The sequence below is a fragment of the Streptomyces sp. NBC_00637 genome, assembly GCF_045161545.1.
Lineage (GTDB): Bacteria > Actinomycetota > Actinomycetes > Streptomycetales > Streptomycetaceae > Streptomyces.
In genome coordinates, this window is sequence record NZ_CP109046.1 from 4674196 (window position 1) to 4687020 (window position 12825).

Genomic DNA, 12825 nt, shown 5'->3' on the forward strand with positions numbered 1-12825 from the left:
GGCCTCGCACACGTCGCGCGATGTGAGGCGCTGCGGATCGGCGGTGTCCCGTGGGCTGGTTCGGGCGGGGGTGCGCGATAGCGTCTTCCCGTGGGGATCGAGAGCGACCAAGTCGTCTACGAGTATCTGAGCCGGGTCGGGGATGTCGCGCAGCAGCGGCAGTTGTCGTCGGCCACGCGGATGCGGCTCGTCTCCGAGCTGCGCAACGAGATCGACCGGCGCCGGGCGAAGGCGGCCGTCGACTCGCCCGCCGCCGTCCGCCGCATCATCGACCGCCTCGGCAGCCCGGACGACATCGTCGCGGCCGCTGTCGACCGGGGCGGCGACGCGCCGCAGACGCCGGCGCCCTCCGTACCCGTACAGCGTGACCGCGAGGAGGAGCCGGAGCCGCCGAAGAGAATCAGGCGCGTGCCGCGGCCCCGGACCGGCGCGCCGCCCCCCGCCGCCCCCTCCGACGTCGCGTCCCCGCCGCACCGCGCGCCCGCGCACGAGCTGGGGGACAGCCGCGAGACGCCCGACTGGTGGCTGAACGAGCCGACCCCGCTGGGCATCGGCGAGGACGTGCCCGGGTTCGTCGGCGGAGTGGAGATCCCGGACCTGCTCAAGCCCCCACGGCCCAGGAAATTGGAAGAGGAGCGGGAGGAGCGGGAGAAGCGGGAGGAGGCCGCGGGGGAGCCGGGTGCGGACGAGGACGGCGGTCGGCCGCGCCGGCGCCGGCTTCGGCTGCTTCGCCGCCCGCCCGCCGGGGAGCGGGCCCGCTGGAGCAACCCCCTGCTGCTGATCGCCGCCGCCTGTCTCGTCGTCGGCGCGGTCCTCGGGAACTGGTTCGGGCTGATCCTGGGGTGGCTCATCGCCTACGCCTCGCGCCGGCTGACCGAACGCGAGACGAAGTTCGCCGTGATGGGGCTGCCGGGGCTGGCGCTCACGGCCGGACTCGTCTGGCTGTGGGGACGGTCCGAGGGGCGCTGGGGCGACCCCATCGCGGACGGGCACATGAACGACGCCGTCGCCCAGACCTGGCCGTGGGTGATCCGGGGTGCGGCCGTCGCGTCGGCGCTGTTCCTGGTCTGGCGGTCACAGAAACCGAGGTAGGAAGCGTGTACCGGCCAGGCAGAATGGGCCGCATGACGTCACCCGCGCTCACCGTCGGCTTCGACCTCGACATGACCCTCATCGACTCCCGGCCCGGCATCCGCGCCACCTACCTGGCGCTCGCCGAGCGGACGGGGACGTACATCGACGCCGACCTGGTGGTCACCCGTCTCGGGCCACCGCCCGAGACGGAACTCGCCCACTGGTACCCGGCGGAGCGGATCGCGGCCGTGGCCGACCTGTACCGCTCGCTGTACCCCGAGCACGGCGTCACCGGCGCGACCGCGCTGCCCGGCGCCCGCGAGTCGATCGAGGCGGTACGGGCGGCCGGCGGGCGCGCGATCATCGTCACCGCCAAGCACGAGCCCAACGCCAAGCTCCAGGTGGAGCACCTGCGCCTCGGCCCCGACGCGGTCATCGGCGACCTGTGGGCCGAGCAGAAGGCGCAGGCGCTGCGCGAGCACGGCGCGAGCGTCTACGTCGGCGACCACGTGGGCGACGTGCGCGGCGCGCGTGCCGCCGGGGCGCTGTCGGTCACCGTGCCGACCGGGCCGGTCGGTGCGGAGGAACTGCGGACGGCCGGTGCGGATGTCGTGCTCACCGACCTCACCGAATTCCCGGCCTGGCTCTCCGGCCACCTGGCCGACTACCCCGCCGCACCCCGCGCCTGACGCCGGCCCGCGGCGATCGACCGCAGGACACCGGCGCCCGCGACGAGGAAACCGACGCCCATGAGCATGCTCATTCCGAACATGTACGTCGGAAAAGGCGAGGCGTCGAAGAAAAGCGGGGCGACAGTGACCAGTGTGGCCACGGCGCCGACGAAGAAGACGATGGCGCCGGCACGGATCAGTCGGTCACCGGGAGCGGCGGAATTCGTTTGGGTTTTGTCACGCACCGGACCAGGGTAGTTCCCTGCCCGAAGAGTCGAGAAGCAGCTTCGGGCAGCTGCGCGACGTGCCTACCGGCAAAGGTGTACCGGTCGGTCAGGCATGTGGTTCCGGCCAGCCTTCTCTCATGACACCCGGCCTGGGTCACCTCGCCTGTCTGCGCCTGTCCGCCGACTCCGACGGCAGTACGTCGTGTGCGTGGAAGGGGGTTTCGACCTGTCCACCCCTCAGGGAAAGACGACGGCTCGCATGACAGCCGTCTTCGCCGAGGCCGAGTGGGACACGATCCAGGCACGCGTCCTCGACGGCGTCCAGAGCCGTCTGGAGAACCGTTCGTGGCTTACCGGCGCTCCCCGTCACTTTGAGCCTCTGTCGACGCAGGCGGAGGCTCAGCCTCGTTTTAAGGCATGTCGAGGTGGAGAGACCCCCGGTAAGGTTGCACGACGGCTAGTTCAACGGCGTCCGGGTCAGTCCGGGAGTGATCGAGGGAGTGTGTGCTTTGCCGACTGGCAAGGTCAAGTGGTTCAACACCGAGAAGGGCTTCGGCTTTCTCTCCCGTGACGACGGCGGTGACGTCTTCGTCCATTCCTCCGTCCTGCCTGCCGGAGTCGAGGCACTGAAGCCGGGCCAGCGAGTGGAGTTCGGCGTCGTCGCCGGACAGCGCGGCGACCAGGCGCTCTCCGTCGTCATTCTCGACCCGACCCCCTCGGTCGCCGCCGCACAGCGCAAGAAGCCCGACGAACTGGCCTCCATCGTCCAGGATCTGACCACGCTCCTCGAGAACATCACGCCGATGCTCGAGAGGGGCCGTTACCCGGAGAAGACCTCCGGCAAGCAGATCGCCGGTCTGCTGCGTGCGGTCGCCGACCAGTTGGACGTCTGACCGGTACCGGCCGACGGGAATTCCGTATCCGGCGAGGGTGTGGGTGTGGGTGTCACGGGAAATCGAGCGCGTCCGGACCGAGGGGCGGCAACAGCCCCTCGGCCGCCGCGCGCGTCAGCAATCCCCGGACCGCGGCATAGCCGTCCTCGCCCAGGTCCGCCGTGAACTCGTTGACGTACAGACCGATGTGCCGGTCCGCGACGGACGGGTCCATTTCCTGGGCGTGTTCCATGACGTACGGGCGGGAGACCTCGGGGGCGTCCCAGGCGGCGCGTACGGACGCGCGGATCGAGTCGGCGAGCCGGGTGAGGGTCTGGCCGCCCAGTGAGCGCTTGGCGATGATGGCGCCGAGCGGGATCGGCAGACCGGTCACGGACTCCCAGTGCTCGCCCATGTCCGCGAGCTTGCGCAGCCCGTAGTCGCGGTAGGTGAAGCGGGCCTCGTGGATCACCAGCCCCGCGTCGACCTTTCCGTCCCGCACGGCCGGCATGATCTCGTGGAACGGCATGACGACGATCTCGCCGACGCCCCCCGGGACCGTCTCCGCCGCCCAGAGCCGGAACAGCAGGTACGCCGTCGACGTCTCGCTCGGCACGGCGACCGTGCGCCCGGCCAGGCCCCCGGCGCCGACGGCGGGGGAGGCGCCCCCGGCCCCGGCCTCGCGGGTCAGCACCAGCGGCCCGCAGCCCCGGCCCAGCGCGCCACCGCACGGCAGCAGCGCGTACTCGTCGAGGACGTACGGCAGCACGGCGTACGACACCTTCAGCACGTCGAACTCGCCGCGCTCGGCCATGCCGTTGGTGATGTCGATGTCCGCGAACGTCACGTCGAACCCGGGCGCGCCCGGCACCCGGCCGTGGGCGAGGGCGTCGAAGACGAACGTGTCGTTCGGGCAGGGCGAGTACGCGATCTTCAGATGGTCACCGGTCATGTGGGTTCCAACTCTCCAGGACGGGGGTGAGCTTCCCGAAGGCCGTGGTCAGGGCGGCGAGCGCCGCGCCGATGCGCCAGGTGTCGCGGTCGCGCGGGCCGACGGGGTTGGAGACCGCGCGGATCTCCAGCACGGGTACGCCGTGCGCGGCGGCGGCCTCGGCGACCCCGAAGCCCTCCATGGCCTCGGCCAGGGCACGGGGGTGCGTCTCGCGCAGGACGGCGGCCCGGGCGGCGCTGCCGGTGACCGTGGAGACGGTCAGGACGGCGCCGGTCAGCGCCCCGGTTGCGGCCGCGGCCTCCCTTACGAGGGATTCGGGCGGACGGTGGGTGACGGCGCCGAAGCCCAGGTCGGTGACGGGCAGGAAGCCGTCGGCGGTCTCGGCGCCCAGGTCGGCGGCGGTGATCTCGTCGGCGAGGACCAGGGAGCCGACGGGGGCGGCGGGCGCGAAGCCGCCGGCGATGCCCGTCGAGACGACGAGGCCGTAGGGGTCGCCGCTCAGCGCGGCGGCCGTGAGGGCGGCGGAGACGGAGGCGGCGGCCAGGGCCGGGCCGACCCCGGCGGCGAGGAGGTCGAGGGTCTCGCCCGTGCGGTGCAGGGTGACACCCGGCAGGCGCGCCTGTGTGCCGGGGCCGGGCAGCGCCCGGGCCACCGCGTCCCGTTCGGCGGGGACCGCGGTGGCCACGAGGACGCGGATGCGGGACGTGGTCAGTCGTCCTTCTTGAGCTTGAACGACCACAGGCCGGTGACCGCCTGGCTGTCCTTCTTCCCGTCGCCGGCCTTGATGGAGACGAGGGTGGAGTCGCCCTGGGCGCCGTACTGGGCGTTGAAGAACACGCTGCCCGGGATCGTGCGGTAGGTCTTGTCGCTGTCCTCGGTGAGCGGCTGACCGTTCATCAGGATCGTCCAGCGCTTGTCGGCCACGTCGGGGTCGACGCCGAAGCGGACGGTCTCGTCCGGGTCGACGGTGATCGACTTGATGTCCTTGTCGGCGAGGCACTTGGTCAGCGCGGCGGCCTGGAGGGTGTCGCCCTCCCCGCCACAGGTGGCCTCGGCGCTGACCGAGGTGCGGCCGACGGTGATCGTGGACAGCGGCGTCGGCTTGTCGCAGGCCGACAGGACGAGCAGTCCGGCGGAAACGGCGCCGGCGGCGGCGACGACGCGGCGGCGTCGCGCGACGCCAGGTACATCAGCGGCTCCGCCGCGGGGCATCGTGGTCATGGCGGAAGGCTATCGGGCACGTCCAGCCGTCTCTTTACGTGGGGGGCCGCGTGGCTGTGTGTTGCGCCACGCGGTTACGCCACGCGGGGTTGCGCGCCGCCCCCGTGCCGCACCGAGGACAGCAGGCCGCGGACCGTGGTCAGCCAGCCCAGCGCGACCACGGCGGCGGCCACCGACAGGCCGAGCGCGCCGTTGAGGGGCATCACGATGCCGACCGCGCCGCCGAACACCCAGCACACCTGGAGCAGCGTCTCCGAGCGGGCGAACGCCGAGGTGCGCACCAGCTCGGGCACGTCCCGCTGGATCAGCGCGTCCAGCGACAGCTTGGCGAGGGCCTGTGAGAACCCGGCGACCGCCGCCATGCAGGCCACCAGGAACGCCCCGAAGAACACCGCGGCGGTGATCGCGGCGCCGAGCACGACGGCGACGACGGTCACGATGATCAGCTCCGGGGCCTTGGAGCGCAGCCAGGCCCCCACGGCGGTCCCGAGCGCGTTGCCCACGCCGGCCGAGACCGCCACCATGCCGAGCGACACGGCCGCGCTCTGTCCGGTCAGCGGGTGTTCGCGCAGCAGGAACGCCAGGAAGAAGGTGAGGAATCCGGACAGCCACCGCAGGGCGGCGTTGGCGCCGAGGGCGTGCGTGACGGCGATGCCGACGGTCCTGAGGCCCGGCCGTTTCACCGGCTGCCGGTGTGGACCGTGCAGGTGCTGCTCGTCGGCGGCGAGCAGGGCGACGGCCTCGCCCTTGGCGGAGTCGACCTTGCGGGGCAGGGAGAAGGACAGGAACGTGCCGGCCACGAAGATCAGGAAGGCGCCGTAGAGCGGGTAGCGCGGGCCGAGGGCCTGGAGTCCCGCCCCGACGGGCGCGGCGATCCCGGTGGCGAGGAGGCCGCCGAGGGTGACCCGTGAGTTGGCCTTGACCAGGGAGAACCGGGGTGGCAGCAGCCGGGGCACCACGGCGCTTCGGACCACCCCGTACGCCTTGGAGGCGACGAGCACGCCGAGCGCGGCCGGGTACAGCTCGATACTGCCGGTGACGACGGCGCCGGACAGGATGAGCGCGAGGAGCGCCCGGGCCAGCATGGCGCCGGCCATGGCGGCGCGCCGGCCGTGCGGGATCCGGTCGAGCAGGGGGCCGATGACGGGGGCGAGGACGGTGAAGGGGGCCATGGTGATGGCGAGGTAGAGCGCGACGCGTCCGCGGGCCTCGTCCGTGGGGACCGAGAAGAACACGGTGGAGGCCAGCGCGATGGTGATCATGACGTCGCCGGCGCCGTTCACGCCGTGCAGCTCGATCAGCTTGCCGAGGCCGGACTCGCCGGCGCCGTGCGCGTGGGTGGCCTTCCGGATTCCGCGGGCGGTGCCGGTGAACGGGAAGTGCAGGGCACGGCCCACCGCGCGGACGGACCCGCTCATCCGGCCCGAACCGCTCACCCGGCTCCTCCCCTTGTTCCCCTTCGTCGCACCGATCCCGGTGGCGCCCTGGGGTGTCCTTGCGGCTGCCACCCCGTCATAGTGCCCCGGAAAAGCGGTACGTAGTGCGGTTACCGCGCGTATGGGCGTGTGATCGTCCCCGCGCCGGGCCGCCCAGGAGGTGGTTCGGGGGTCGTTCGGCGGTGGTTCGACGGCTTCTGTGAGCGGTAAACGTCCCGTCGGTGTAGGCCGAGCGTCCGCGAGCAGGTAGCGTGCGTAGCGCGCCGTGGCGATTGTTCTCGGCCGCGCGCCTCCCGGCCATCCCGCAGAATGGATGACAGCAGGCGCGCCCGAGCGCGATCGGGCGCGAACGTCGACGCGGCCCTCCCCCAGTGCCTCTGAGCCTGGGAGGTACCTCCAGCCGCTCCGTTCGCACCCGCCGCCTTCAGGCCGGCGCACCGAGAGACGGCGTAGGAGAGAAGCGATACCTGTGAGCGCAGCGACCACGCGAAGCCGCACCCCCGACCGCCTGTGCGCCGAGGCCGTCGACCTCGCACGCGCCGCAGCCGAGGAGGCTGCCGCCCCCGGCGTGGTCGGCGAGCATGCGGGGATGGTCTCCGAGGGCGACCGGGTGGTCACCCACTATTTCGAGTGCAAGGAGCTGGGCTACCGCGGCTGGCGTTGGGCGGCGACGGTGGCACGGGCGTCGCGCGCCAAGGTCGTCACGCTCGACGAGGTGGTGCTGCTGCCCGGTCCGGACGCGGTCCTGGCCCCCGAGTGGGTTCCGTGGAGCGACCGGCTGCGTCCGGGTGACATGGGCCCCGGCGACCTGCTGCCCACGGACGCGGAGGACCTGCGTCTGGAGCCCGGCTACACCGGTGAGGACGATCCGCGTCTGCAGCCGGGTTACTTCGACTCGGACGAGCCGACGCCGAACTCGCCCCTCTCCGAGGAGATGGCCGAGCTGGTGGAGGCGGAGGACGCGGAGGTGACGCCGGCCCCGCCCGCGGCGCTTCCGGCGGCCCCGCGCCGGGGCACCATCGCCGCGGTCGCCGAGGAGCTGGGCCTGCGGCGCGCCCGGGTCCTCTCCCGCTACGGTCTGCACACCGCGGCGGACCGCTGGGAGGACGGCTTCGGCCCCAAGACCCCCATGGCCCAGGCGGCCCCCGCGTCCTGTGTGAGCTGCGGTTTCCTCACGCCCATCGGCGGCTCCCTCGGTCAGGCCTTCGGCGTGTGCGCCAACGAGTTCTCCCCGGCGGACGGCCGGGTGGTCTCGCTGGCCTACGGCTGCGGCGGTCACTCGGAGGCGGCGGTCATGCCGACGCCCCCGCGGCCCGCGCCGCCGGTGATCGACGAGACCCGGGTCGACCCGTTCCCCCTGCGCCCGGCCCCGGATTCGGGGTCGGTGCCGGACACGACGGACGAGGACACGGCGGAACTGGGCCACTCGTAGGGCACGCCCTCGGGGCGTCGGGCCGCCTGGTGCCAGGGGTCGCCTGGGGCTTGGGCCGCCTGGGGCTTGGACCCTCTGAGTCCTCCGCTGGTCCTCCGGCTTCCGGAGTCCTTTGGCTTCGGGTGTTCTCGGGCCTCCGTGTTCTGGGCCCCTGGTTCTGCGGCCCCTGGTGTTCCCGGGCCCTTCGCGTCCTCCGGCCGCACTCGTGCCAACGGGCGTGTGCCCACGCTTGTTGGCCAACGGGTTGGCCAACGGGTTGACTAGCGGGTTGACCAGCGCGGCCGGCGGCCGGCGCCCTCGACTGTTCGCCGGAGCCGAGCCGTCGCCCGGGACTCCCGGAGCCTGCGGCGCCGCCACCGGCGCCGAGGGCGCCTCCGGACGTTTCCGTGGTTCCCGGGTGGTCCAGGTGGGGTTCGTCCCGCCTTGCTCGCCGTCCGGTCCGCAGTCGTTGTGTGATTGTGATGTGGGAGGTGTCCGGGGTAAGGGCACGGTCTCGCGGGGCGTTCTGTCGTCACTCCGCCGCGCGGTACCTTCGAGCCCACGCCGATGAGGAGAGTGAACGTGAGCAAGTTCGTGCGGCCGGCACCCGAGGGCGCGGACCCCTTCGGCACGGCCCGCCTGCGTCGCGGAGTCCTGGACGCCTGGGCGACGAGCCCCGCCCGTTTCCGGGAGGACGCCAACGCCGAGGAGGACCTCGTCCTCGGCGGGTACCGGGACCGGCTCGTCGTCGAGCTTGCTCAGAACGCCGCCGACGCCGCGGCCCGGGCCGGCGTGCCGGGGCGGCTGCGGCTCACCCTGCGGGACGGTGTTCTCGTCGCCGCCAACACCGGCGCACCCCTGGACGCCACCGGGGTGGAGTCCCTCGCCACCCTGCGCGCCTCCGCCAAGCGCGAGGCCCGGCAGTCGGCCGTGGCCGTCGGGCGGTTCGGTGTCGGCTTCGCCGCCGTGCTCGCCGTCACCGACGAGCCGGCCGTCGTGGGGCGGCACGGCGGCGTCCGCTGGGACCTGGCCGAGGCCCGCGCGCTCGCCTCCGAGACCGCCCGGCACAGCCCGGGGCTCGGCGACGAGGTCCGGCGCCGGGACGGGCACGTGCCCCTGCTCCGGCTCCCCTTCGCCGCCCAGGGCACCGCTCCCGACCCGTACGACACGGCCGTCATCCTGCCGCTGCGGGACACCGCCGCCGCCGACCTCGCCGAACGGCTCCTGACCGCCGTCGACGATGCCCTCCTCCTCGCCCTCCCGGGCCTGGAAGAGGTCGTGATCGAGATCGGCGACGACGCGCCCCGCGTCCTGCGCCGGGACACCGACGCCGGCGACGACGCCCTCACCGTGGTTGCGGACACGCGGGACGGGACCACCCGCTGGCGGGTCGCCGCCGCGCACGGCCCGCTCGCGCCCGACCTCCTCGTCGACCGCCCGGTGGAGGAGCGGCTGCGCCCCCACTGGTCGGTCACCTGGGCCGTACCGGTCGACGACGACGGTGCGCCCGTCCGGCCCCGGACCACCCCCGTCGTGCATGCCCCCACCCCCAGTGACGAGCCCCTCGGCGTCCCCGCCCTGCTCATCGCGTCCTTCCCGCTCGACACCACCCGCCGGCACGCCGCGCCCGGTCCGCTCACCGACCATCTGGTGCGGTGCGCGGCGGACGCGTACGCCGAACTCCTCGCCGGCTGGCGGCCGGTGGGCGCCGGGATCATCGATCTCGTGCCCGGCCCGCTGGGCAAGGGGGAGCTCGACGGGGCGCTGCGTCAGGCGATCCTGGAGCGGCTGCCGCGGACCGCCTTCCTGCCGCCCGCCGTCCGGCCCGTCCCCGAGGACGCCCAGGACCCGGGCGTGGACGTGGACGTGGTCGAGTTCCCGGAGGCGCTCCGCCCCCGGGACGCCGAGGTCGTCGAGGGCGCGGGCGCCGAGACCGTACGGGTGCTGGCGGAGGTGCTGCCCACCCTGCTGCCCGCCGGGCTGGAGCGGCGCGTCGAGCTGCGGACGCTGGGCGTCGCCCGGATCCCGCTCGCCGACGCCGTGGACCGGCTGGCGGGCCTGGAGAAGGACCCGGAGTGGTGGTACCGGCTCTACGACAGCCTGGCCGGTGTCGACCCGGACCGGCTGTCCGGGCTCCCGGTGCCCCTTGCCGACGGGCGGACCACCATCGGTCCCCGCCAGGTGCTGCTGCCCACGCCGGAGGCGGTCGGTCCCGACCCGGAGATCCTCGCCCGCCTCGGTCTCAAGGTCGCCCACCAGGCCGCCGCGCACCCCCTTCTGGAGAAGCTGGGCGCGCTGCCGGCCACGCCCCGTGCCGTCCTGACGACCCCGCAGGTGCGGGCCGCCGTGGCCGCGTCCCTGGACGACGACGGTGGTGCCTGGGACGACCAGGACACGCCGGACGCCGAGGAACTCGCCGACACCGTGCTGGCGTTGGTCCGGGACGCCGGACTGGAACCCGGCGACGAGCCCTGGCTCGGCGCCCTCGCGCTGCCCGACGAGGAGGGGGAACTCGTTCCCGCCGGTGAACTGGTGCTGCCGGGCAGCCCGTTCGCCGCCGTCATCCGGGAGGACGAACTCGCCTTCGTCGACGCCGAGCTGGCGGACCGGTGGGGCGAACGGCCCCTCGCGGCCGTGGGCGTCCTCGCGAACTTCGCGCTGGTCCGCGCCACGGACGTCGTCCTCGACCCGGACGAACTGGAGCCCCGCGAGGGTGACTTCGCCGAGCCCGACGACGCGGGTCTGCTGGACGCCGTCGACGTGTGGTGCGAGGACATCCTCGACCGTTTCCCGGACAGCCCGGTGCCCCCCGTCGCCACCGAACTGGTCGCCGTCCGCGACCTCGACCTCGTCGACGAGGACCGCTGGCCCCAGGCCCTCGCGCTGCTCGCCCAGCCGCCTCTGCGGGACGCCCTCACGCAACCGGTCCGGATCCTGCTGCCCGACGGCACCCACGAGGTGGTCCGGCCGTACACCGCCTGGTGGTTGCGCGGGAACCCGGTGCTCGACGGCCGCCGTCCGGCCGGTCTGCTGGCGGCCGGCGGGGACCCGCTGCTGCACGGCCTGTACGAGGAGGCCGACGCGGCCGGCTTCGACGACGAGCAGGTGCTGCGCGCCCTCGGCGTGCGGACCTCCGTGGCCGCGCTTCTCGACGAGCCCGGTGGCGCCGCCGAACTCCTCGACCGCCTGGCCGACCCGGAGCGCCCCGTCACGGCCGCCCAACTGCACGGCCTCTACGGTGCTCTGGCCGACCTGGATCCCGAACAGGTGACTCTCCCGGACGAGTTGCGCGCGGTCGTCGACGGGCGGACCGAGGTCGTGGACGCGGCCGACGCGGTGGTGGTCGACTCGCCCGATCTGCTGCCCTTCACCGAGGGCGTGGCGCTGCTTCCGGTGCGGCCGTCGCGGGCCGCCGAACTGGCCGAACTGTTCCAGGTGCGGCGGCTGAGCGAGTCCGTGACCGGGCGGGTGGACTCCGAGGGCGCCGAGCACGACGTACCGGACTCGGTGCGGGTGCTGCTCGGCCCGCTCACGCCCGGCACGTACGTCGAGCACGAGGAGCTCGTCGTGGACGGCGTGGAGATCGACTGGCGGCTGACCGACGACGGCGTCCTGCACGCCGCGACGCTGGAGGGCGTCGCCGCGGGGCTCGCCTGGGCGGCGAGGCAGTGGCCGCGCCGCTTCGAGGTCGCCGCTCTGCTGGAGGACCCGTCACGGACCGCGGAACTGGCCCGCGACCGCTGGTTCGACTGACGCGGGACCGGCCGCGGGGGGCGGCCGGCGACCGGTCGGGGGGCGGGTCGTGGCGGGTGTGAAGATTTTTTCCACGAATCTCACACCGGTCGTACAACCATCCGCCCCCGGCAGGTATCTGATCACTTGAGTCAACAGACTCCACCATCACTTCGGGCCCCGGATGCTACGACGAGCCGTGCGAGCGGCCACCGTCCGGGCCCCTCTCCCCAGGGGGAAACGCATTATGCGCATACGAGCCACCGTGGCCGCCGTCACCGGCGCCCTGGCCCTGTCCGCCTTCGCCGTGCCGGCCGCTCAGGCCACCGGCAGCGACACGCACAACCCGGTCGACACCCTGAAGGCCCTCCACGCGGCCACCTCCGGCAAGAGCGCCTTCACCGGCACCACCGGCGACACCGGCACCCCGTACGCGCTGGACGCCAAGTTCGGCAACGTGCGCATCAACGGCGGCAAGCCGATCGTCGCCGGCACGAGCGCCAAGGTCACCGCCCCGGTCACCTTCACGGTCACGCACGGCGAGGGCGTCGACGTCACCGCGGACGACACCGAGCTGGACCTGGTCATCTACCGCGGCGCGTACGACAACCCGGTCAACATGCTCGTCGGCGACGACTGGCCGTCCTGCACCAACACCTCGGCCACGGTCGCCAGTTGCAAGGGCACGATCGACCTCTACCCGGGTGAGGAGCTGGCCAACGCCGACGCCACCACCTGGAAGGCGCTCGGCTACGTCATCGACTGGAACGACGTCGACCCGTACTCCGACGCCGACATCGACTGGACGAAGGTCGGTTACGCCGAGGGCGACGCCCTGGCCACCACCAAGCTCCAGCGGCTGTCCCGGCTGACGGTCAACGCGGCGCCGGAGCCGGTGAAGAAGGGCGCGACCATCACCGTCACGGGCAGCCTGACCCGTGCCAACTGGGACACCGCCAAGTACAGCGGCTACGCCGGTGTCTACGCCCAGCTCCAGTTCCGCAAGAAGAACTCCACCACCTACACCACGGTGAAGTCGGTCAAGACGACCTCGACCGGCGGTCTGAAGACCACCGTCAAGGCGAGCGTGGACGGCTACTACCGCTACAGCTTCGTCGGCACCACGACCGCCCCGGCGGTCAAGGCCGCGGGCGACTTCGTCGACGTCAAGTAGGACGCCGTGACGCGAACGGCCGGCTCCGGGTCTCCGGGGCCGGCCGTTCGCCGTA

General features: G+C 73.2%; 11 protein-coding genes. 6 read left to right on the forward strand and 5 right to left on the reverse strand.

Annotated features, from left to right (window positions below; all coding sequences use genetic code 11):
- The first annotated feature begins 90 nt into the window (after positions 1–90).
- Positions 91–1092 (forward strand): hypothetical protein, encoded by a 1002-nt coding sequence (locus OG440_RS20590; protein WP_406008264.1) that lies wholly within the window; start codon positions 91–93, stop codon positions 1090–1092.
- A gap of 23 nt (positions 1093–1115) precedes the next feature.
- The gene (locus tag OG440_RS20595; RefSeq protein ID WP_406008265.1) at positions 1116–1763 is read left to right on the forward strand and encodes an HAD family hydrolase; all 648 of its coding nucleotides are present in this window, start codon (positions 1116–1118) and stop codon (positions 1761–1763) included.
- Here the strand turns inward: OG440_RS20595 and OG440_RS20600 are convergent.
- Positions 1739–1990 carry a hypothetical protein gene (locus OG440_RS20600; protein ID WP_406008266.1) on the reverse strand — a complete coding sequence of 84 codons (252 nt, stop codon included), beginning with the start codon at positions 1988–1990 and terminating at the stop codon, positions 1739–1741. The genes OG440_RS20595 and OG440_RS20600 overlap by 25 nt on opposite strands.
- A 491-nt stretch (positions 1991–2481) precedes the next feature.
- On the opposite strand from OG440_RS20600, the gene OG440_RS20605 reads away from it, so the two are divergent.
- Positions 2482–2865 (forward strand): cold-shock protein, encoded by a 384-nt coding sequence (locus OG440_RS20605; RefSeq protein WP_406008267.1) that lies wholly within the window; start codon positions 2482–2484, stop codon positions 2863–2865.
- A gap of 52 nt (positions 2866–2917) precedes the next feature.
- Here the strand turns inward: OG440_RS20605 and OG440_RS20610 are convergent, their stop codons facing one another.
- The 4 genes from OG440_RS20610 to OG440_RS20625 form a co-directional block, all read right to left on the reverse strand.
- Positions 2918–3796: a 1,4-dihydroxy-6-naphthoate synthase gene (locus OG440_RS20610; RefSeq protein ID WP_406008268.1), complete on the reverse strand. Its 879-nt coding sequence runs from the start codon at positions 3794–3796 to the stop codon at positions 2918–2920.
- Complete coding sequence (locus tag OG440_RS20615) at positions 3786–4493, reverse strand: futalosine hydrolase (protein WP_406011405.1); 708 nt, start codon at positions 4491–4493, stop codon at positions 3786–3788. Before OG440_RS20615 ends, OG440_RS20610 begins: the two co-directional genes overlap by 11 nt.
- A gap of 11 nt (positions 4494–4504) precedes the next feature.
- Positions 4505–5017: a DUF2771 domain-containing protein gene (locus OG440_RS20620; protein ID WP_362522819.1), complete on the reverse strand. Its 513-nt coding sequence runs from the start codon at positions 5015–5017 to the stop codon at positions 4505–4507.
- A 74-nt stretch (positions 5018–5091) separates the two neighbouring features.
- Positions 5092–6525 carry an MFS transporter gene (locus OG440_RS20625; RefSeq protein WP_406008269.1) on the reverse strand — a complete coding sequence of 478 codons (1434 nt, stop codon included), beginning with the start codon at positions 6523–6525 and terminating at the stop codon, positions 5092–5094.
- Positions 6526–6922: 397 nt separating this feature from the next.
- Here OG440_RS20625 and OG440_RS20630 point away from each other — a divergent pair, with 397 nt between their 5' ends.
- The 3 genes from OG440_RS20630 (at position 6923) to OG440_RS20640 (ending at position 12770) form a co-directional block, all read left to right on the forward strand.
- Entirely contained in the window at positions 6923–7885 is a 963-nt protein-coding gene (locus OG440_RS20630; protein ID WP_406008270.1) for a DUF3027 domain-containing protein, read from the forward strand.
- Positions 7886–8446: 561 nt separating this feature from the next.
- Positions 8447–11617, forward strand: a complete 3171-nt coding sequence (locus OG440_RS20635) for a sacsin N-terminal ATP-binding-like domain-containing protein (protein ID WP_406008271.1) — start codon at positions 8447–8449, stop codon at positions 11615–11617.
- Positions 11618–11843: 226 nt separating this feature from the next.
- A complete protein-coding gene (locus OG440_RS20640) occupies positions 11844–12770 on the forward strand; it encodes a hypothetical protein (RefSeq protein ID WP_406008272.1) in 927 nt (308 codons plus the stop codon).
- Positions 12771–12825 lie beyond the last annotated feature (55 nt).

Coding starts and splice junctions, on each gene's coding strand:
- OG440_RS20640 (WP_406008272.1), top strand. CDS start 11,844: ATGCGCATACGAGCCACCGTGGCCGCCGTCACCGGCGCCCTGGCCCTG.
- OG440_RS20620 (WP_362522819.1), bottom strand. CDS start 5,017: ATGACCACGATGCCCCGCGGCGGAGCCGCTGATGTACCTGGCGTCGCG.
- OG440_RS20610 (WP_406008268.1), bottom strand. CDS start 3,796: ATGACCGGTGACCATCTGAAGATCGCGTACTCGCCCTGCCCGAACGAC.
- OG440_RS20595 (WP_406008265.1), top strand. CDS start 1,116: ATGGGCCGCATGACGTCACCCGCGCTCACCGTCGGCTTCGACCTCGAC.